Origin of the sequence: Kitasatospora sp. NPDC056731, from assembly GCF_040687675.1 — a bacterium.
Lineage (GTDB): Bacteria > Actinomycetota > Actinomycetes > Streptomycetales > Streptomycetaceae > Kitasatospora.
On the sequence record NZ_JBFBNR010000060.1, the window covers coordinates 20,787 to 39,677 of the forward strand.

General features: G+C 70.9%; 19 protein-coding genes and 1 riboswitch. Of the genes, 10 read left to right on the plus strand and 9 right to left on the minus strand.

The features are described from left to right. Positions 1–129 precede the first annotated feature (129 nt). Complete coding sequence (locus tag AB0R04_RS35260; protein ID WP_063347279.1) at positions 130–393, minus strand: hypothetical protein; 264 nt, start codon at positions 391–393, stop codon at positions 130–132. 201 nt (positions 394–594) lie between these two features. Between AB0R04_RS35260 and AB0R04_RS35265 the strand changes: the two genes are divergently transcribed. Together AB0R04_RS35265 and AB0R04_RS35270 are read left to right on the plus strand one after the other, a co-directional pair. Then, entirely contained in the window at positions 595–1,377 is a 783-nt protein-coding gene (locus AB0R04_RS35265; RefSeq protein WP_363377771.1) for a rhomboid family intramembrane serine protease, read from the plus strand. 41 nt (positions 1,378–1,418) lie between these two features. Continuing rightward, complete coding sequence (locus AB0R04_RS35270; protein WP_063347281.1) at positions 1,419–1,700, plus strand: Lrp/AsnC ligand binding domain-containing protein; 282 nt, start codon at positions 1,419–1,421, stop codon at positions 1,698–1,700. 27 nt (positions 1,701–1,727) lie between these two features. Here the strand turns inward: AB0R04_RS35270 and AB0R04_RS35275 are convergent, their stop codons facing one another. From AB0R04_RS35275 to AB0R04_RS35285, 3 genes are all read right to left on the minus strand, one after another. Next, a complete protein-coding gene (locus tag AB0R04_RS35275; protein ID WP_363377772.1) occupies positions 1,728–3,107 on the minus strand; it encodes an aminotransferase class V-fold PLP-dependent enzyme in 1,380 nt (459 codons plus the stop codon). 53 nt (positions 3,108–3,160) lie between these two features. Continuing rightward, a riboswitch (SAM riboswitch) is annotated at positions 3,161–3,278 on the minus strand. 107 nt (positions 3,279–3,385) lie between these two features. After that, positions 3,386–4,462, minus strand: coding sequence for an anthranilate phosphoribosyltransferase (gene trpD, locus AB0R04_RS35280; RefSeq protein ID WP_107452844.1), 1,077 nt, complete (start codon positions 4,460–4,462; stop codon positions 3,386–3,388). A gap of 120 nt (positions 4,463–4,582) precedes the next feature. Further along, on the minus strand, positions 4,583–5,008 hold the full coding sequence (locus AB0R04_RS35285; RefSeq protein WP_350886353.1) for a hypothetical protein: 426 nt from the start codon (positions 5,006–5,008) through the stop codon (positions 4,583–4,585). Positions 5,009–5,403: 395 nt separating this feature from the next. Here AB0R04_RS35285 and AB0R04_RS35290 point away from each other — a divergent pair, with 395 nt between their 5' ends. From AB0R04_RS35290 to AB0R04_RS35310, 5 genes are all read left to right on the plus strand, one after another. Then, on the plus strand, positions 5,404–6,024 hold the full coding sequence (locus AB0R04_RS35290; RefSeq protein ID WP_063347284.1) for a heme-copper oxidase subunit III: 621 nt from the start codon (positions 5,404–5,406) through the stop codon (positions 6,022–6,024). A gap of 188 nt (positions 6,025–6,212) precedes the next feature. Next, complete coding sequence (locus AB0R04_RS35295) at positions 6,213–7,022, plus strand: c-type cytochrome (RefSeq protein WP_063347285.1); 810 nt, start codon at positions 6,213–6,215, stop codon at positions 7,020–7,022. An 8-nt stretch (positions 7,023–7,030) separates the two neighbouring features. Then, entirely contained in the window at positions 7,031–8,083 is a 1,053-nt protein-coding gene (locus AB0R04_RS35300) for a Rieske 2Fe-2S domain-containing protein (protein ID WP_363377775.1), read from the plus strand. Then, positions 8,080–9,732 (plus strand): ubiquinol-cytochrome c reductase cytochrome b subunit, encoded by a 1,653-nt coding sequence (locus tag AB0R04_RS35305; RefSeq protein ID WP_363377776.1) that lies wholly within the window; start codon positions 8,080–8,082, stop codon positions 9,730–9,732. Before AB0R04_RS35300 ends, AB0R04_RS35305 begins: the two co-directional genes overlap by 4 nt. A 106-nt stretch (positions 9,733–9,838) precedes the next feature. Further along, positions 9,839–10,210 carry a GntR family transcriptional regulator gene (locus AB0R04_RS35310; protein ID WP_063347288.1) on the plus strand — a complete coding sequence of 124 codons (372 nt, stop codon included), beginning with the start codon at positions 9,839–9,841 and terminating at the stop codon, positions 10,208–10,210. Positions 10,211–10,229: 19 nt separating this feature from the next. On the opposite strand, the gene AB0R04_RS35315 is transcribed toward AB0R04_RS35310, so the two are convergent. The 4 genes from AB0R04_RS35315 to coxB form a co-directional block, all read right to left on the minus strand. Further along, positions 10,230–11,492 carry an Ig-like domain-containing protein gene (locus tag AB0R04_RS35315; protein ID WP_363377779.1) on the minus strand — a complete coding sequence of 421 codons (1,263 nt, stop codon included), beginning with the start codon at positions 11,490–11,492 and terminating at the stop codon, positions 10,230–10,232. Positions 11,493–11,671: 179 nt separating this feature from the next. Continuing rightward, positions 11,672–12,088 (minus strand): cytochrome c oxidase subunit 4, encoded by a 417-nt coding sequence (locus tag AB0R04_RS35320; RefSeq protein WP_063347290.1) that lies wholly within the window; start codon positions 12,086–12,088, stop codon positions 11,672–11,674. Continuing rightward, a complete protein-coding gene (ctaD, locus tag AB0R04_RS35325) occupies positions 12,088–13,863 on the minus strand; it encodes a cytochrome c oxidase subunit I (protein WP_063347291.1) in 1,776 nt (591 codons plus the stop codon). Before ctaD ends, AB0R04_RS35320 begins: the two co-directional genes overlap by 1 nt. After that, complete coding sequence (coxB, locus tag AB0R04_RS35330) at positions 13,860–14,714, minus strand: cytochrome c oxidase subunit II (RefSeq protein ID WP_363377781.1); 855 nt, start codon at positions 14,712–14,714, stop codon at positions 13,860–13,862. Before coxB ends, ctaD begins: the two co-directional genes overlap by 4 nt. A 368-nt stretch (positions 14,715–15,082) precedes the next feature. Here coxB and AB0R04_RS35335 point away from each other — a divergent pair, with 368 nt between their 5' ends. Then, positions 15,083–16,483, plus strand: coding sequence for an aminotransferase class V-fold PLP-dependent enzyme (locus tag AB0R04_RS35335; protein WP_363377783.1), 1,401 nt, complete (start codon positions 15,083–15,085; stop codon positions 16,481–16,483). Here AB0R04_RS35335 and AB0R04_RS35340 read toward each other — a convergent pair. Then, positions 16,476–17,453 (minus strand): carbohydrate kinase family protein, encoded by a 978-nt coding sequence (locus AB0R04_RS35340; protein WP_363377785.1) that lies wholly within the window; start codon positions 17,451–17,453, stop codon positions 16,476–16,478. The two genes, AB0R04_RS35335 and AB0R04_RS35340, sit on opposite strands and share 8 nt — an antisense overlap. 280 nt (positions 17,454–17,733) lie before the next feature. On the opposite strand from AB0R04_RS35340, the gene AB0R04_RS35345 reads away from it, so the two are divergent. Together AB0R04_RS35345 and AB0R04_RS35350 are read left to right on the plus strand one after the other, a co-directional pair. Then, entirely contained in the window at positions 17,734–17,943 is a 210-nt protein-coding gene (locus tag AB0R04_RS35345) for a hypothetical protein (protein ID WP_363377787.1), read from the plus strand. 113 nt (positions 17,944–18,056) lie between these two features. Next, positions 18,057–18,755 (plus strand): hypothetical protein, encoded by a 699-nt coding sequence (locus AB0R04_RS35350; RefSeq protein ID WP_363377789.1) that lies wholly within the window; start codon positions 18,057–18,059, stop codon positions 18,753–18,755. Positions 18,756–18,891: the final 136 nt, after the last annotated feature.

Below are 18,891 nucleotides of genomic sequence, written 5' to 3' on the forward strand. Positions count from 1 at the left end.
TCCGATCCTGGTCCTACGGGGTCACGGCCCGCGGCCGCCGCCCTGTCGTCACGCTCCGTGCGTCCTGTCTGTATTGTCCCAGCGCGGCGGGCAGGCGCGCCGCGCACCCGCCCCCCGCGCCGTCGGGCGTCAACCCTGCTCGGCGGAGGCCTCCGCGCTCTCGGCGCCCGGACGGGCCACCAGCTCGACCTGGTCCACGGCGTTGCACCAGCGGCAGCGCACCGACTCGATCGTCTCGCTCAGCACCTCGGTCTCCTCGACCTTGGACTCGCCGGCCAGGTCGAAGTGCAGGAACTCGGTGACCCGCGCGGTGCGGGTCACGTCGAAGCGGGTGAGGTTTCCGCACAGGGTGCAGCGCCAGCGCGTCTCGGCGGTCAGGGCGGGGACGGTCATCGGGGGTCCTCTCGGGTGGTCCCTGGGTGGGCTAGGCGCTCCCCCCGGGGCCCCGGCGTCGGCGGCGGGAGGCGGGATTGCCCGCCCCAAGCCTATTGCCTGAGGCAACCATCCCGGCCACCAGTCAGGAGAACGAGCGGGCTAGTCCACCTGCCGTACAAGGCCGTGTCACACGCCCGACACGGAGGGATGCTTGGCCGCATGGCACTGACGGCCCCCGGGCACACCGACGCGCGGGGCGAACGCCCGTCCGTGCCCGCCCCGGCGGTCACCTACGCCCTGATCGCGGTCAACACCCTGGTGTTCCTGCTGGGCCCGGCCGCCGGGCTCAATCCGCTGTACGGCACCGGCCAGTCCCGGCTCTGCGCGGAGCAGCGGTACGAGCAGCGCTGGGGCGTCATCCCCGCCGAGGTGCTGGCCGGCCGCCCGCTGACCGCCGAGCAGCTGGCCCAGGCCCCCGACCCGGCCCCGGGCTGCCCGGCCGCGCCCACCCCGGGCAAGCACCCGGCGCTGTCCGTCCTCACCGGGCTCTTCGTGCACGCGGGCTGGCTGCACCTGCTGGGCAACCTGCTCTTCCTCCACGTCTTCGGCCCCACCGTCGAACAGCGGCTGGGCCGGGCCCGGTTCGCCCTCTTCTACCTGGCCGCCGGCAGCCTGGCCACGTACGGCTTCGCCCTCGCCGAGGCGCACTCCCCGGGCTCCACCCGGGTGCTGATCGGCGCCTCCGGCGCGATCTCCGCCGTCCTCGGCGCCTACCTGCGCTTCCATCCGCGCGCCCGGGTGACAACGCTCGTCCCGCTGCTGCTGTTCCTGCCGCTGCGCTTCCCGGCCTGGCTGGTGCTCGGCCTCTGGTTCGCCCTGCAGTGGTGGTCGGTCCACTCGGCCGGGCCCGGGGTGGCCTATCTGGTCCACGTGATCGGCTTCTCGGCGGGCTTCCTCTACGCCTGCACGGTGGTCAGCCACCCCCCGAGACGACCCGGCTGACGCCCGATACGCTGGCGGCACCCCACAAAGGAGCCCGAACAGTGATCACCGCCATCGTCCTGATCAAGACCAGTGTCGACCGCATCCCGGAGATCGCCGAGGCCATCGCGGCCATCGAGGGCGTCAGCGAGGTGTACTCGGTGACCGGTGGCTACGACCTGGTGGCGATGGTCCGGGTGCGCAGGCACGACGATCTGGCCGCGGTCATCCCGGGCCGGCTGAACAAGGTCCCGGGCGTGGCCCACACCGAGACCCAGATCGCCTTCCGCACCTACTCCCAGCACGACCTCGAGGCCGCCTTCGCCCTCGGCCTGGACGAGTAGGCCTCTCAGCCCTGCCGACCGGGCCCCTCAGCCCTGCCGACGCCCCCGGTCGACCTGCACGGTGGCGACGCAGCGTCCGCCCTCGTTGCGGTAGTTCCACGCGGCACCGTCCGTGACCAGCTCGCGGACGGCGGTCAGGAAGCGGTCGACGTGCTCGTCCGGGGTCCCGGCCCCGAAGCTCACCCGGATCGCGTTCAGGCTGCGCTCGCCGGGCAGCGACGGCTCGGGCGCCCCGCACTCGGAGGGGGAGACCTCTTCGTCCCCGAGCAGGGTGCGCAGCAGCGGGTGCGCGCAGAACAGGCCGTCGCGGACCCCGATGCCGTACTCGGCGGACAGCGCGGCCGAGAAGTGCGAGCTGTTCCAGCCCTGGACGACGAAGGACAGCACGCCCACCCGGGCCGCCTCGGCGCCGAACAGGTTCAGCACCTTGACCTGCGGGATCTCCGCCAGCCCGGCGGTCAGCCGGGCGATCAGCTGCCGCTCCCGGGCCTCCAGCGCGTCGAAGCCCGCCTCGCTCAGCGCCCGGCAGGCCGACGCGATCGCATAGGCGCCGATGACGTTCGGCGAGCCGGCCTCGTGCCGGGCCGGGCCGGAGTGCCACTGGACGGCCACCGAGCCGTCGGTCTCCCGGGCCACCGTCCGGGTCGCCCCGCCGCCGGCCAGGTACGGGTCGGCCGCGTCCAGCCAGTCCGCCCGGCCGGCCAGCACACCGGCGCCGAAGGGCGCGTAGATCTTGTGGCCGGAGAAGGCGATCCAGTCGACGTCCAGCTCGCGCACCGAGACCCGGTGGTGCGGGGCCAGCTGGGCGGCGTCCAGCACCACCCGGGCGCCGTGCCGGTGCGCGGTCCCGGTCAGCTCGGCGACCGGCCACAGCTCGCCGGTCACGTTGGAGGCTCCGGTGACGCAGAGCAGCTTGGGGCCCTCGGGCGCCTCGGCGAGCGCGGCGTCCAGGGCGGCGACCGCCTCGGCGTGCGAGCGCGGCGCGCGCAGGTAGTGGACGTCGAGCCCGGCGTGCGCCCAGGGCAGCAGCGAGGCGTGGTGCTCGGTCTCGAAGGCGAACACCCGGGTCCCGGCCGGGACGGCCGCGGCGAGCAGGTTCAGCGAGTCGGTGGTGGCCCGGGTGAAGACCACCTGGTCGCCCTCGCGCAGGTCGAGGAACTCGGCGACGGTGCGGCGGCTCTGCTCGAACAGGTCGGTGGACAGCTGGGAGAGGTACCCGGCGCCGCGGTGCACGCTGCCGTAGTAGGGGGCGTAGGCGGAGACGTCGTCCCAGACCCGCTGGAGCGCCGGGGAGCTGGCCGCGTAGTCGAGGGCCGCGTACCCGACCTTCTCGCCGCTGGCGAGCGGGACCTGGACGTCGTGGCCGAGGACGGCGAGGGGGGCGCAGAGTTCGGTGGCGATCGACATGAGGATGCACTCCTTCTGGGGGTGTGGGACCCCGGGAGTGCTAAGTCGTCGGGTGTCCGCGCTTGCCGCACGGACGATTCGCCGAGCGACCCGGTCCTCACCCAGGGCACCCCGCCACGGACGGAGGGTTGCCGGACAGCAAGCTGGGGCTTGACGCTGTCACTCATGACCTGGCCAAGACTCTAGGTCGCGCCCAGCGAGTGGTCAAACAGACATCCACCATCCGGACAGTCGAGGAGCCCGCGCCGACGTTGCGGCACGGGCTCTCAAGTACCGCCTCACACCCGGCTGGTGGCCTCCGACCAACGCCGCAGCAGCTCCTGCGCCGCGCCCGAGTCGATGGCCCGCTCCGCCCGTGCCATGCCGGCCGCGAGCTGTTCGGTGAGCGGTGCCTCGCCCAGGTCGAGCGCGACCAGCGCCGCCGCCGTGTTCATCAGGACGGCGTCCCGTACGGCCCCGCGCTCGCCGGCCAGCAGCCGGCGCGCGACCTCGGCGTTGTACGAGGGGTCCGCCCCGCGCAGCGCCTCGATGCCGACCAGCTCGACGCCGACGTCCCGCGGGTCGAAGGTGGTCTCGGTGACGGTCCCGTCCCGCACGATCCACACCTGTGAGGTGGTGGTGATGGTCAGCTCGTCCAGGCCGTCGTCGCCCCGGAAGACCAGGCCGGTCGAGCCGCGCCGGGCGAGCACGCCGGCGATCAGTGCGGCGAGCCGGGTGTCGAAGCAGCCGATCGCGTGCGAGGTGACCTTGGCCGGGTTGGTCAGCGGGCCGAGGATGTTGAACGCGGTCGGCACTCCGAGGTCGCGCCGGGCGGTGGCGGCGTGCCGCATCGACGGGTGGAACTTGGCCGCGAAGCAGAAGGTCAGCCCGACCTCCTCGGCGATCTCGGCGACCCGCCGGGCCGACAGGTCGAGGCGGACGCCGAGCTTCTCCAGCACGTCCGAGGAGCCGCTGGCCGAGGAGGAGGCCCGGTTCCCGTGCTTGACCACCTTGGCGCCGGCCGCGGCCGCGACGATCGCCGACATGGTGGAGATGTTGACGGTCTTGGCCCGGTCCCCGCCGGTGCCGACGATGTCCACGGCCGGGCCGGGGATGTCCAGCGGCTCGGCGTGCGCGTACATCGCGTCCACCAGGCCGGTGATCTCGTCGACCGTCTCGCCCTTGGCCCGCAGCGCCACCATGAACCCGGCCACCTGGACGGGGGACGCCTCGCCGCTCATGATCCGGTCCATCGCCCACGCGGTGGCCGAGCGGTCGAGGTCCTCCCCCTTCAACAGCGCCGCCAGGACGTCCGGCCAGGTGCGGACCACCTGCGCGGGTGCGGTACCACCGTTCGCAGGGTTCACGTTCACCATGGCTGACTCCAGCTGTTGTCGGGTTCCCCGCGTCGGGGGGACGTCCGTACGGATGGAGTCAGCCTATCGACCAGTCGGGTTCCCGCGGCGGCGTCTTCTCTAGTCGTGAGACGGCACCCTTCAGCGGCTGACGGGGGCCCGCTTGGCCAGCCGTGCCCGCAGCAGGGTGGCCACCGCCTCGGCCAGCGCCACCGGGTCCACCGGGCGGGAGATCGCGGCGTCGGCCCGGCTCCAGGCGGCCAGCCAGGAGTCCTGCGGCCGGCCGATCAGCACCAGTACCGGCGGGCAGCCGTAGATCTCGTCCTTGAGCTGGCGGCCGAGCCCGAGCCCGCCGGCCGGCACCGCCTCGCCGTCCAGGATGCAGAGGTCCACGCCGCCCTTCTCCAGTGCCTTCAGCACCGCCGGGGTGGTCGCGCACTCCAGGTAGGACAGTTCCGGAAGGTCCTCGACGGGCCGGCGGCCGAGTGCCGTCAGCACCTGCTCGCGGGTGTTGCGGTCATCGCTGTAGACGAGGACGGTGAGCGTCTCGTCGGTCGTGTACGCCATGGGCCCTGCTCCCTCAAGTGTGATCCGGACCACGTTCGCCTGATCCGGATGCTACTCCCGATCACCCGTCGCCGAGTCCCCCTCGCGGACCTTCCTCCTCAAGCCGCCGCGCCTGCGACTCACCCGCCCGGAGGACGGCCCGTCACCCGGACCCGTCCAGACCACCCGTACGGCCGATAAGGGGCCCGCGCATTACCCCCGGAGGCTCCGCCAAGCGTGCAACGACGCGCTGGGCAACGGGGTCGCGGGCCCCTTCGAGGAACCGTCAGAAAAGGGACACGCCGCTGCTCAGCCGCCATTGGGGTCCCCCACCGCCCCTCAGGGGGGCATACCGCACGCACCGGACACTCCGAGGGACACCCCCCGGCGTGAAGACGGAATAAGGGACCGACATAATGTCCGTCGTGGCGACAGCAACAGCAGTAGAAACCGGGCACGCGCACGGATCGGTCAACCGGCCGAACATGGTCAGCGTCGGAACGATCGTCTGGCTCAGTTCCGAGTTGATGTTCTTCGCGGCCCTCTTCGCGATGTACTTCACGCTCCGCTCCGTCAAGGGAGCCGAGTTCTGGACCGAGAAGGCGCACGCCCTCAACGTGCCCTTCTCCTCGGTCAACACCACGATCCTGGTGCTCTCCTCGCTGACCTGCCAGCTCGGCGTGTTCGCTGCCGAGCGCGGGGACGTGAAGAAGCTCCGCTCGTGGTTCGTCATCACCTTCGTGATGGGCGCGATCTTCATCGGCGGCCAGATCTTCGAGTACACCGAGCTGGTCAAGAAGGACGGCCTCTCGCTGTCCTCCGACCCGTACGGCACGGTGTTCTACCTGACCACCGGCTTCCACGGTCTGCACGTGACGGGTGGTCTGATCGCCTTCCTGCTGGTCCTGGGACGGACGTACGCAGCCAAGCGCTTCACGCACGAGCAGGCCACCGCCGCGATCGTCGTGTCGTACTACTGGCACTTCGTCGACGTCGTGTGGATCGGCCTGTTCGCGACCATCTACCTGATCAAGTAACCAGCTGATCAGGTCGCTGGCCACCGGCTTCGGTCCCCGCCCTCACCGGCGTCGGGCCGATTCTGCCGGTGGGCGACGCTCCCACCGACCGACCGCGCGCGCAGCCCTAGACAGGCAGCCTCGTGCCGGCCAGACCGGCCGCCGGGTGCACCCACCAGTCGACCAGATCCTGACACCGGGGTTATTCCGTGAAAAAGCTCTCCGCACGACGGCGCCACCCATTGGCGGCGCTGGTCGTCCTACTTCTCGCCCTGGCGGCAACCGGGGGGCTGTACGCCGCGTTCGCGCCCGCCGACAAGGCGCAGGCCGACGTCGCCGCGCAGTCGCTCGCGATCGATGAGGGCAAGAAGCTCTTCGCCGTGGGCTGCTCCTCGTGCCACGGCCTGAACGGCCAGGGCAGCAGCGACGGTCCGAGCCTGGTCGGCGTCGGCTCCGCCTCTGTCGACTTCCAGGTCGGTACCGGCCGCATGCCGGCCCAGCAGCCCGGCGCCCAGGTGCCGCGCAAGAAGAACATCTACTCGCAGGCGGAGATCGACCAGCTCGCCGCCTTCGTCGCTTCGCTCGGCCCCGGCCCGGTGACGCCGACCCCGGAGCAGTACACCTCGACCAACCCGGATGACATCTCCAAGGGTGGCGAGCTGTTCCGCACCAACTGCGCCCAGTGCCACAACTTCGCCGGCCAGGGCGGTGCCCTGACCAAGGGCAAGTACGCCCCGTCGCTGGAGGGCGTGGACGCCAAGCACATCTACGAGGCCATGCAGACCGGCCCGCAGAACATGCCGTCGTTCCCGGACACCACCATGCCCGAGGAGCAGAAGAAGCAGATCGTGGCCTTCGTCCGCCACACCACCTCCGATGAGCCCAACCCCGGTGGTCTCACGCTCGGCAGCCTCGGTCCGGTGACCGAGGGTCTGTTCGGCTGGATCTTCGGTCTCGGCACGCTCATCGCGGTCGCGATCTGGGTCGCCGCCCACACCACCAAGGCCAAGAAGTCATGAGCCACGACATGTCAGAAGAGAAGCTGCCGGAGTCACACGGCTCCGCCGGTGACGTCGCCGCACACGGCGACCCGTTCGCCGACCCGGGCCTTCCGGCCCACGAGCCCCGCCGCACCGACATCGACGAGCGGGCCGCCCAGCGGGCCGAGCGTCAGGTCTCGCTGATGTTCGTGGTCTCGATGCTCGCCACCATCGGCTTCATCGCCTCGTACGTGGCCATCGACCCGGACAGGATCGTCTACATCTTCCCGCTCGGTCATGTCAGCGCGTTGAACTTCGCGCTCGGCCTGACCCTGGGCGTCGCGCTGTTCATGATCGGCGCGGGTGCGGTCCACTGGGCCCGCACGCTGATGTCGGACGTCGAGCTGCCGGCCGAGCGCCACCCGATCGAGGCTGACGACGAGGTCCGCGCGGACGTCATCGAGCAGTTCAAGACCGGTGCCGCCGAGTCCGGCTTCGGCCGCCGCAAGATGATCCGCAACACCCTCATCGGCTCCATGGCGCTGGTCCCGCTCTCCGGCGTGGTCCTGCTCCGCGACCTCGGGCCGCTGCCCGAGAAGAAGCTGAAGGAGACGGGCTGGAACGAGGCGACCCCGGCCAAGCCCCTGCAGCTCATCAACATGAACACCAACCTGCCGATGAAGGCCGAGGACATCGTCATCGGCTCGCTGACCTTCGCCATGCCCGAGGGTCTGCACGTCCACGACGAGGACTTCCAGCAGGCGATCGCCAAGGACGCCCTGATGCTGGTGCGCATCGCGCCGGACGACATCAAGGACGACCGGTCGCGGGAGAAGGCCTTCGAGGGCATCCTCGCCTACTCCAAGATCTGCACCCACGTCGGCTGCCCGATCAGCCTGTACGAGCAGCAGACCCACCACGCGCTCTGCCCCTGCCACCAGTCGACCTTCGACCTGGCGGACGGCGCGCGCGTGATCTTCGGCCCGGCCGGCCACCCGCTGCCGCAGCTGAAGATCATCACTGACGAGAAGGGCTACCTGGTCGCCACCGGCGACTTCGACGAGCCCGTCGGCCCGAGCTACTGGGAGCGTGCTCGATGAGTACGAGCAGCACCACCGGTGCCGCCAAGCCCGCCAGCACGCGCGCCAAGCCCGCCAACAAGTGGGAGGCCGCTGCTGACTGGACGGACGGCCGGGTGGGGATCTACTCCCTCGCCAAGGCCAACCTGCGCAAGATCTTCCCGGACCACTGGTCCTTCATGCTGGGCGAGATCTGCCTCTACACGTTCGTCATCATCATCCTGACCGGTGTCTACCTGACGCTGTTCTTCAAGCCGTCGATGGCCGAGGTCGTCTACAACGGCTCGTACGTGCCGCTCAAGGGCATCGGGATGTCCGAGGCGTACGCCTCGACGGTGGACATCAGCTTCGAGATCCGCGGCGGTCTGCTGATCCGGCAGATCCACCACTGGGCCGCCCTGGTCTTCGTGGCCGCGATGCTCGTGCACATGATGCGCGTGTTCTTCACCGGCGCGTTCCGCAAGCCGCGTGAGATCAACTGGGTCTTCGGCTTCCTGCTGCTGATCCTGGGCATGTTCGACGGCTTCTTCGGCTACTCGCTGCCGGACGACCTGCTGTCGGGTACCGGTATCCGGTTCATGGAAGGCGCGATCCTCGCCGTCCCGCTGGTCGGCACCTACATCCAGATGTTCCTGTTCGGGGGCGAGTTCCCCGGCCACGACATCGTGCCGCGCTTCTTCACGATCCACGTGCTGCTGATCCCGGGCATCATGCTCGGCCTGCTGGTGGCGCACCTGATCCTGGTCTTCTACCACAAGCACACCCAGTGGGCGGGCCCGGGCAAGACCGAGAAGAACGTCGTCGGCATGCCGCTGATGCCGGTCTACATGGCCAAGGCCGGTGGCTTCTTCTTCCTGGTGTTCGGTCTGATCGCCGCCATCTCGGCGATCGCCACGATCAACCCGATCTGGGCGTACGGCCCGTACCGCCCGGACCAGGTGTCCACGGACGCCCAGCCCGACTGGTACATGGGCTTCTCCGAAGGCCTGATCCGCGTCATGCCGGGCTGGGAGGTCGGCCTGTGGGGCCACACCCTGAACCTGGGTGTCTTCATCCCGCTGATGATCTTCCCGCTGGTCCTGGTCTCGATCGCGGTCTACCCGTTCATCGAGAGCTGGATCACCGGCGACAAGCGCGAGCACCACATCCTGGACCGCCCGCGCAACGCGCCCGTCCGCACCGCGCTCGGCGCCGCCTGGATCAGCCTGTACCTGGTGCTGCTGGTCGGTGGTGGCAACGACCTGTTCGCCACCCACCTGCACCTGTCGATCAACTCGATCACCTACTTCGTCCGCGTCGGCTTCTTCGCGGTGCCGGTCATCACCTTCATCATCACCAAGCGCTGGTGCCTCGGCCTCCAGCGCCGGGACAAGGAGAAGGTGCTGCACGGCCGCGAGACGGGCGTCATCAAGCGCCTGCCGCACGGCGAGTTCGTCGAGGTGCACGCCCAGCTGCCGCAGAAGGACCTGTACAAGCTCACCGCGCACGAGCAGGTCCAGCCGGTCGAGCTGCCGGCCCAGACGGACGAGAACGGCGTGGCCGGCAAGGCCGGCCTGATCGGCCGCACCCGGGCCAAGCTGTCCCGCGGCTTCTACGGCGGCGGCGCCCAGATCCCCAAGCCGACCTCCGAGGAGCACCACGAGATCACCAGCGGCCACGGCCACCACTGATCCCGTACGCCCCGCAGCGTCACACCCGAGGGCCGCTGACCAGAGTTCTTCTGGTCAGCGGCCCTCGGGCTTTCCCGTCCCCCGTCCGCACCCTCCAGGAGCTCCCGTGCAGCTGTCCGTCGACCCCGCCGCCGCCACTCCCCCGTACGAGCAGATCCGGGCCCAGATCGCCGAGCGGGCCCGTTCCGGCGAACTGCCGACCGGGCTGCGGCTGCCCACCGTCCGGGCCCTGGCCGAGGAGCTGGGGCTGGCCGCCGGGACGGTCGCCCGGGCGTACCGGGAACTGGAGGCGGACGGCGTGGTGGAGACCCACGGCCGGCGCGGCACGCTGATCGCGGCCACCGGCGACACCGCGCACCGGCTGGCCGCCGCGGCCGCCGCCGAGTACGCCGAGCGGGCGACCCGGCTCGGACTCCCGCGGGCGGACGCGCTGGCCGCCGTGGACGCCGCCCTGCGGCTGGCCTACCAGGAGGCCTGAGAAGGCGCTCCAGGGGCCCTCAGGCCTCCGGGCGGATCATCCCCGAGGCGTGGGCCTGGGAGGACGGCACGGTGGTGCTGACGGGCTGTCCGAGGGCGCTGTGCTTGATCCAGTCCGTCCAGGAGACGTTCCAGTCCCCGAAGCCGTTGCCGAAGGGCTCCATGGTGGCCCCGCGGCTGTTCACCACCGTCACCAGGTCCCCCACCCTGGTGTTCTGGAAGTACCACTTGGCGTTCTCGGTGCTCATGCCGGTACAGCCGTGGCTGACGTTCTCCAGGCCCTGCGAGCGGACCGACCAGGGCGCCGCGTGGACGTACTCGCCGCTCCAGGTGACCCGGGTGGCCCACTCCACGTTGAGGTCGTAGAACTCCGAGCTCCCGGCCTTTATCCCGATCGTCTCGCCGTTCATCCGGACGGACCGCTCCTGGCCGAGCACCACCTTGACGCCGTTGCGGGTGTCGAAGCCGGGCTTGCCGGTGGTCACCGGGATGCTCCGGAGCAGCTCGCCGTCACGGCTGAGGGTGAGCAGGTGGGCGGCCGCGTCGACCACCGTCTCGACCCGTGCGCCGATCCGCAGGCCCAGCGTGCTGCGGTCGCCGCCGTAGAGGCCGTCCGTGATCCGGACGCCGGTGCCGTCGAAGGCCAGCGAGACGGTGGTGCCGGCCGGCCAGTACTCCTGCGGGCGGAAGTGCAGTTCCTTGTCGCCCACCCAGTACCAGGCGCCGGTGACGGCGGGCTGGGAGCTGACGGTCAGGACGCGCTCGACCTCCTGGCGGGCCTGCGGGTCCTGCACCGCCTCGGAGAGCTGCACGGTGAGCGGCTGGCCGACGCCGTAGATGCCGCTGCCGGAGGAGTCCGGGCCCAGCTTGGCGGTGAGCAGGCGCTGGGCGGCGAGGGTGCTGAAGTCCGCCGTGGTGTCGCCGCGGCCGCCCTTGCCGTCGTCGGCGGCGATCCGCACCGAGTAGTCGGTGTCGGCCTTCAGCCGGCCGGTGGTCTGCCAGCTGCGCTGGTCCTCGGCGAGCTGACCGGCCACCACCCGGCCGTCCGGGCCGGTCACGGTGACGTCGGTGAGCCGGCTGCCGGGCACGGACGTCACCGTGACCGGTTTGGAGGGGTCGACCTTGCCCACGCCCTCGGCCGAGAGATGGACGAGCACGGCCGCGTCGATCCGGTGGGGGCCGACCGCCTCGCCGCCGCCGGACGAGCAGGCGGCCAGCGGGGCCAGTACTGCGAGGGTCAGCGAGATGCCGCCGATACCTGCGATTCCGCGCCTGTCGGCCATGAAACGCCTCCGAGGGTCCGCACGATTGCTCAGATCGTAGGAACGAGGCCCGCCGAAGCGACATCGGAGCGCCCCCGCGTTCACCCGGGTGAGTGAGTTCGTCACCCTGGAGACGCAACGGGGCCGGTCCTCCCCATGCGGGAGGACCGGCCCTGTCGTCGTCGGCGGAACCCGGGAACCTACTGGTTCTGGTTCTCGCCCCGGTAGAACTCGAAGACCCAGCCGAAGAGGCCGATCAGGATGATCGGGATCGACCAGAACAGCAGCCACCAGCCGAAGATCACTCCGAGGAACGCCAGCGAGCCGCCGATCGCCAGGGAGAGCGGCTGCCAGCTGTGCGGGGCGAAGAAGCCCAGCTCGCCGGCGTCGTCCGCCACCTCGGCCTCGGGGTTGTCACCCGCGCCGCTGTCCACCCGGCGGGCGGTGAAGGCGAGGTAGTACCCGATGAAGGCGCAGAGCGCGAAGGCGAGGAACAGCGCCGTGGTGCCGGCCGCCTCGATCCCGTGCTCCGAGTGGTTGGTCCACAGGCCGTAGGTGACGGCCATCGCGAGGACGAAGACCGCCAGCCCGAGGAAGATCTTTCCCTGTTCCTTCATCAGACGTCGCCCTCCTTCTTGCCCTTGTCCAGCTTCGGGGCGTCGTACTTCGCCGGGGTCACGCCGGCGAGGTGCTTGGCCGGCTCACCGTGGTTCTCCAGGTAGTCCAGCGCGGCGATCTCCGGGTGGTGGAGGTCGAAGGCCGGGGATTCGGAGCGGATCCGGGGCAGGGTGAGGAAGTTGTGCCGCGGCGGCGGGCAGGAGGTCGCCCACTCCAGCGAGCGGCCGTAGCCCCACGGGTCGTCGACCTCGACCTTCTCGCCGTACTTGGCCGTCTTCCACACGTTGTAGAGGAACGGCAGCATCGAGGCGCCGAGCACGAACGAGCCGATGGTCGAGACGGTGTTCAGCGTGGTGAAGCCGTCCGAGGCCAGGTAGTCGGCGTAGCGGCGGGGCATGCCCTCCGCGCCGAGCCAGTGCTGGACCAGGAAGGTGGTGTGGAAGCCGAAGAACAGCGTCCAGAAGGTGATCTTGCCGAGGCGCTCGTCCAGCATCTTGCCGGTCATCTTCGGCCACCAGAAGTGGAAGCCGGCGAACATCGCGAAGACGACGGTGCCGAAGACCACGTAGTGGAAGTGGGCGACGACGAAGTACGAGTCCGAGACGTGGAAGTCGATCGGCGGGGAGGCCAGCAGCACACCGGTCAGACCACCGAAGAGGAAGGTGACCAGGAAGCCGACCGTCCAGAGCATCGGCGTCTCGAAGCTCAGCGAGCCCTTCCACATGGTGCCGACCCAGTTGAAGAACTTCACACCGGTCGGGACCGCGATCAGGAAGGTCATGAAGGAGAAGAACGGCAGCAGCACCTGCCCGGTGACGTACATGTGGTGCGCCCACACCGTCACCGACAGACCGGCGATCGCGATGGTGGCCGCGATCAGGCCGGAGTAGCCGAACATCGGCTTGCGGCTGAAGACCGGGATGATCTCCGACACGATGCCGAAGAACGGCAGCGCGATGATGTACACCTCGGGGTGGCCGAAGAACCAGAACAGGTGTTGCCACAGCATCGCCCCGCCGTTGGCGGGATCGAATACGTGGGCCCCGAATTTACGGTCCGCCTCCAGGGCGAACAGCGCGGCGGCCAGGACCGGGAAGGCCAGCAGGACCAGCACGGCGGTCAGCAGGACGTTCCAGACGAAGATCGACATCCGGAACATCGTCATGCCGGGGGCGCGCATGCAGATGATCGTGGTGATGAAGTTGACCGCACCGAGGATCGTGCCGAAGCCGGAGAAGGCCAGGCCCATGATCCACATGTCGGCGCCGACGCCCGGCGAACGGACCGCGTCCGACAGCGGGGAGTAGGCGAACCAGCCGAAGTTGGCCGCGCCGTTCGGGGTCAGGAAGCCCGCCACCGCGATGGTCGAGCCGAAGAGGTACAGCCAGTACGCGAACATGTTCAGACGCGGGAACGCCACGTCCGGGGCGCCGATCTGGAGCGGCATGATCCAGTTCGCGAAGCCGGCGAACAGCGGCGTCGCGAACATCAGCAGCATGATCGTGCCGTGCATCGTGAACGCCTGGTTGAACTGCTCGTTCGACAGGATCTGGGTCCCGGGACGAGCCAGCTCGGCGCGCATGACCAGCGCGAGGATGCCGCCGATCAGGAAGAAGGCGAACGACGTCCCCAGGTACAGGGTGCCGATCGTCTTGTGGTCGGTGGTGGTCAGCCACTTGATGATGGTCGAACCCGGCTTGCGGGTCCGCTGCGCCCCGACCGTGACGGCCCCGGCGCCCCCGCCGGCCGCGGCGGGCTCGTTGAGGATGGTCACTTCTCTTCACTTCCCATGGTCGTGATGCCGGAGGGCAACGCGCCGGTCTGGCCCTTGGCCCGGAGGTCCGCCAGGTGCTTGTCGTAGTCGGCGCGGTCGACGACCTTGACGTTGAACAGCATGCGCGAGTGGTCGACGCCGCAGAGCTCCGCGCACTTGCCCATGTACTCGCCCTTGACGGTGGGGGTGACCTCGAACCTGTTCACCACGCCCGGCACGACGTCCATCTTCATCATGAAGTTGACGGGCCAGAAGTCGTGGATGACGTCACGCGAGGTCAGCCGGAACTGGACCGACTCGTCGACCGGCAGCCAGAGCGTCGGAACGTCCCTGGGCGTACCGACGTCGTACGCGGCGTCCTTGTTGGCCGGGTCGGGGTTCTCGGTGTTCTCGTAGTTGAACGCCCAGCTCCACTGGAAGCCGACCACGTTGACCGTGTGCTGCGGCTTCTCGGAGACGGCGATCAGCTTCGACTCGTCGCGGGCGACGAAGTAGAAGAGCACCGACACGATGATGATGGGGACCGCGGTGTAGAGCGCCTCGATGGGCACGTTGTACCGGGTCTGCGGGGGGACCTCCACGCCGGTGCGGCTGCGCCGGTGGAAGATCACGCTCCAGATGATCAGACCCCACATCAGTACGCCGACCACCAGCGCCGCGATCCAGGAGCCCTGCCACATCTGGAGGACCATCGGCCCTTCCTTGGTGACGGGGCTCGGGAGGCCAAGCCTGGGGAGGTCGTTGGCCGAGCAGCCGGTGGCGGTCGCGATGACGAGGCCCAGTGCCAGCGCCTGAGGCAGCTTCCGCCGCATCGTGCGCCGCGGCGAGCGGTCGGAGCCGTTGGGACTCACGTAGCGCCTTCCCGAAGTCTCGCCCGCCTTCGCGTCGCCCCGCGGAGGATTGTGAGCCTCCCCGGCGACCCGTCCACGGGCACGGTTTGAATGCTTATGCGGGCCAAACCCTACTCCAGCCTTATGCGCTCCTGACGGGCAGCCCCCGGTAACGCGCCGCCCGGTCGCCCGATCAGGCCCGGCAGGGGCTGCGTCGCAGGTCATCGTAGGCATTCGAGGTCCTTACGCCCGATCGGGGGATGACCTCGAACTACGCGGGTGACGGTCCGTCGGACGCGGACGAAGCGGACATTCGGGGTGATCGACTGACGGCCGGTAAGCGATGTCGTCGGACCGGAACGGCTCCGGGTGTGTCGTTAAATGTGACCGTGTACTTCGATGCGGCCTCGACGGCCCCTCTGCACCCCGTGGCACGGCAGGCGCTGACCGCCGCCCTGGACGAGGGCTGGGCCGATCCGGCCCGGCTGTACCGCTCCGGCCGGCAGGCCCGGATGCTGCTGGACGCCGCCCGCGAGACGGTGGCCGAGGCCCTGGGCGCCCGGGCGGACGAGATCTCCTTCACCGCGAGCGGGACGCAGGCGGTGCAACTCGGCATGCTGGGCGCGCTGGCCGGCCACCGGCGGCGCGGCGGCCACCTGGTGCACTCGGCGGTCGAGCACTCCAGCGTGCTGCACGTCGCCGAGCGTCAGGAGGCGGGCGGGGGCACCGTCTCGGTGGTGCCGGTGGACCGCGCCGGACGGGTCGACCCGGACGTGTTCGCCGCGTTGCTGCGCGCGGACACCGCGCTGGCCGTCCTGCAGAGCGCCAACCACGAGGTGGGGACGGTCCAGCCGGTCGGCGAGGTCGCCGGACACTGCCGCGAGGCCGGTGTCCCGCTGCTGGTCGACGCCGCGCAGAGCGTCGGGCGGATGGACGTCCCGGCCGGCTGGTCGCTGCTGACCGCCAGCGCGCACAAGTGGGGCGGGCCGCCCGGCGTCGGGGTGCTGGCGGTGCGCAAGGGCGTCCGGTACGCCTCGCCGCTGCCGGCCGACGAACGCGAGGGCGGGCGGGTGCCCGGCTACGTCAACGTCCCGGCGATCGTCGCCGCGGCCGCCTCGCTGCGGGCCGTCCGGGCCGAGGCCGCGCGGGAGAACGCCCGGCTCCACGCGTTGGTGGAGCGCATCCGGGCCCGGGTGCCGCAGCTGGTGCCCGAAGTGGAGGTGGTCGGCGACCCGGTGCGGCGGCTGCCGCACATCGTCACCTTCTCCTGCCTGTACGTGGACGGCGAGGTGCTGCTCACCGAACTGGACCGGGCGGGCTTCGCGGTCTCCTCCGGCTCCTCCTGCACCTCCTCCACCCTGACGCCGAGCCATGTGCTGGCCGCGATGGGGGTGCTCACCGAGGGGAACGTCCGGGTCTCGCTGCCGCCCGGGACGGCCGAGGCCGACGTCGAACGCTTCCTCACCGTGCTGCCGGAGCTGGTCGCGGGCGTCCGGGCGCCGCTCGGGCTGGACCTGCCGGCCCCGGAGCCGGAGCCGGCGGCCGGGCCCCTGCTGGTGATCGACGCGCTGGGCAAGCGCTGCCCGCTGCCGGTCATCGAGCTGGCGAAGCGGATCGGCGAGGTGCCGGAGGGCGGCACGGTCGCCGTGCTCGCGGACGACGAGGCGGCCCGGCTGGACATCCCGGCCTGGTGCGGGATGCGCGGTCAGGAGTACGCGGGCGAGGCCCCGGCCGCCGACTACGGCGGCGACCGGGGCTCGGCCTACCTCGTTGTCCGGCGGACTACTTGACCAGGTGCGCGCGGACGTCCGCGGCGGCCTCGGCACCGTAGGCGGCCTCGAAACGCTTCAGGAAGGCGGTCGGGCGCAGCTCGTACTCCTGGGTGCCGACGGTCTCGATCACCAGGGTGGCGAGCATGCAGCCGAGCTGGGCGGCGCGCTCCAGGTCGAGCTGCCAGGACAGGCCGGTCAGGAAGCCGGCCCGGAAGGCGTCGCCGACGCCGGTCGGGTCGACCTTCGCCTCCTCGGCGGCGCAGCCGACCAGGATCGCCGCCTCGCCCTTGCGCTCGATCCGCACGCCCTTGCTGCCCAGGGTGGTGATCCGGGTGCCGACCCGGGTGAGGATCTCCTCGGCGTCCCAGCCGGTCTTGCTCTCGATCAGCGCGGCCTCGTACTCGTTGGTGAAGAGGTACGCGGCGCCGTCGACGATGTCGCGGATGTCGTCGCCGTCCAGGCGGGCCAGCTGCTGGGAGGGGTCGGCGGCGAAGGCGAAGCCGCGGGTGCGGCACTCCTGGGTGTGGCGGACCATGCCCTGCGGGTCGTCGGCACCGATCAGGACGAGGTCGAGGCCGCCGACGCGGTCGGCGATCGGCTTGAGCTCGATGTTGCGGGCCTCCGCCATGGCACCGGTGTAGAACGAGGCGATCTGGTTGTGGTCCTCGTCCGTGGTGCACATGAAGCGGGCGGTGTGCCGGGTCTCGGAGATGTGGACGGAGTTGCAGTCCACGTTGTTGCGCTCCAGCCAGCTGCGGTACTCGGCGAAGTCCGCGCCGGCCGCGCCGACCAGGATCGGGCGGAGCCCGAGCACGCCCATGCCGAACGCGATGTTCGGCGCGACTCCGCCGCGGCGGATGTCCAGGGTGTCGACCAGGAAGGACAGCGACACGGTGTGCAGCTGCTCGGCGACGAGCTGGTCGGCGAACCGACCGGGGAACGTCATCAGGTGGTCGGTGGCGATCGAGCCGGCGACGGCGATACGCACGGGAGGTCTCCTCAGGATGGCTGCGGGGCCAACGGGCAAGCACGGGTGAACCCACACACGGTACCGGGCTCGGGGCGGGCGGCAGCAAGACCGCCGCAATCCGCCGGCCCGCAGTGCCATCGTGGCACCCGTCACCGTCGAACGTGTACTACCTCCGGGTAGCACTGGTGGGTGGGCCGAACCCCGGCCTAGGGTCGGCAGCAGGGGCCCCGCCGAGCCGGGCGGGCCCCGTCGTCGACCGTGGCAGTGCGGCCACGGCCATGGATCGGAGCGATGCCCGATGATGCCCAGCCACGCCCCGCTGTCCGCCCTCCGGACCGAAGCCGACGGCGAGAGCCTCGACGCGCTGGTGAGTTCGTCCCGGCGGCTGCGCCGGTTCTGGCCGCTGCTGGCGACCGGTCCCGAGCCGGCCGCGCCCGCCCGGGAGGGGTTCCGGGTGCCGTCCGACGCGCAGCGGCTGGTCGCCGGGATGGCCGAGTACGGCATGTGACCCGGCGCCCGCCCCGGCCCGGGGCGAGTGGAACCGGATCCGACCGGGTCACGTCACATCCGCGCGGAGCGGCCGAGCGGGCGGCACCGCTGAGCCCTCGGGAGGATGTGCAGATGGACCTGGAGACGATGCCCCGGCGCGGTCGGCGGGCGGTGGCCCTGGCGGGCCTGGCGCTGGCGGCGGTGGTGACGGTGGCCGGGTGCAACGGGGACGGCAAGACCTCGTCGGACGCGGCGGCGGGCGGCGCGGCCACGACCTCGGCGGGCGCGAGCGCCTCCCCGGAGGCCCCGGCGTCCTCCGGCGCCCCGTCCGCGCCGGCTCCGGCGGCGAGCCCGTCGGCCACGTCGGATCAGCCTGGCCAGACACCGCCGACCAAGTGGGCCCCCACCCCGGCCTCGCCCGCCCCTGGGCAGCCGTCGACGGCCGGCTCCGGGGGCACTCCCCCGGGCCCCGGGATCGCGGTGGGCGAGCCCGACCCTGCCGGGTCGGGGGCGCGCCCGGCGGTCTCCTACCGGGTGGACGGCAGCAACGGGCTGACCGTCTACTTCTTCGGCGGGGTCTGCCAGAAGTACGCGCTGAAGGCGGACGAGTCGCACCCCGGCCGGGTGGACGTCAGGATCGTGGTGGCGGCGCCGGTGCAGCCCGGGCAGGTCTGCAACGCGCTGGCCAAGCGGCAGTCGGTGACCGCCGATCTGCGCTCGCCGCTGGCCGGGCGGACGGTGACCGACCAGTCGAGCGGCCAGAACGTGCCGCTGGACGCCGATCCGCACATGGGGCCGGACCCGGTCACGCCGGACGTCGCCGGCCAGTAGCCGCGACAACCCAGTAGCCGCGACAACGGTGCGGAACGCGGAGGGGCGGGGTGCTCTTCCTCAGCCTGGAGGACGAGACCGGTCTGATCAACGTGGTCTGCAACCGCCCGGTCTGGGAGTCCCAGCGCCGCACCGC

Excerpts from the sequence above, each read along its gene's own strand:
- AB0R04_RS35260 (WP_063347279.1), bottom strand. The coding sequence starts at position 393 with ATGACCGTCCCCGCCCTGACCGCCGAGACGCGCTGGCGCTGCACCCTG.
- AB0R04_RS35265 (WP_363377771.1), top strand. The coding sequence starts at position 595 with ATGGCACTGACGGCCCCCGGGCACACCGACGCGCGGGGCGAACGCCCG.
- AB0R04_RS35275 (WP_363377772.1), bottom strand. The coding sequence starts at position 3,107 with ATGTCGATCGCCACCGAACTCTGCGCCCCCCTCGCCGTCCTCGGCCAC.
- trpD (WP_107452844.1), bottom strand. The coding sequence starts at position 4,462 with ATGGTGAACGTGAACCCTGCGAACGGTGGTACCGCACCCGCGCAGGTG.
- AB0R04_RS35285 (WP_350886353.1), bottom strand. The coding sequence starts at position 5,008 with ATGGCGTACACGACCGACGAGACGCTCACCGTCCTCGTCTACAGCGAT.
- AB0R04_RS35290 (WP_063347284.1), top strand. The coding sequence starts at position 5,404 with ATGTCCGTCGTGGCGACAGCAACAGCAGTAGAAACCGGGCACGCGCAC.
- AB0R04_RS35300 (WP_363377775.1), top strand. The coding sequence starts at position 7,031 with ATGTCAGAAGAGAAGCTGCCGGAGTCACACGGCTCCGCCGGTGACGTC.
- AB0R04_RS35305 (WP_363377776.1), top strand. The coding sequence starts at position 8,080 with ATGAGTACGAGCAGCACCACCGGTGCCGCCAAGCCCGCCAGCACGCGC.
- AB0R04_RS35315 (WP_363377779.1), bottom strand. The coding sequence starts at position 11,492 with ATGGCCGACAGGCGCGGAATCGCAGGTATCGGCGGCATCTCGCTGACC.
- AB0R04_RS35320 (WP_063347290.1), bottom strand. The coding sequence starts at position 12,088 with ATGAAGGAACAGGGAAAGATCTTCCTCGGGCTGGCGGTCTTCGTCCTC.
- AB0R04_RS35345 (WP_363377787.1), top strand. The coding sequence starts at position 17,734 with ATGATGCCCAGCCACGCCCCGCTGTCCGCCCTCCGGACCGAAGCCGAC.
- AB0R04_RS35350 (WP_363377789.1), top strand. The coding sequence starts at position 18,057 with ATGGACCTGGAGACGATGCCCCGGCGCGGTCGGCGGGCGGTGGCCCTG.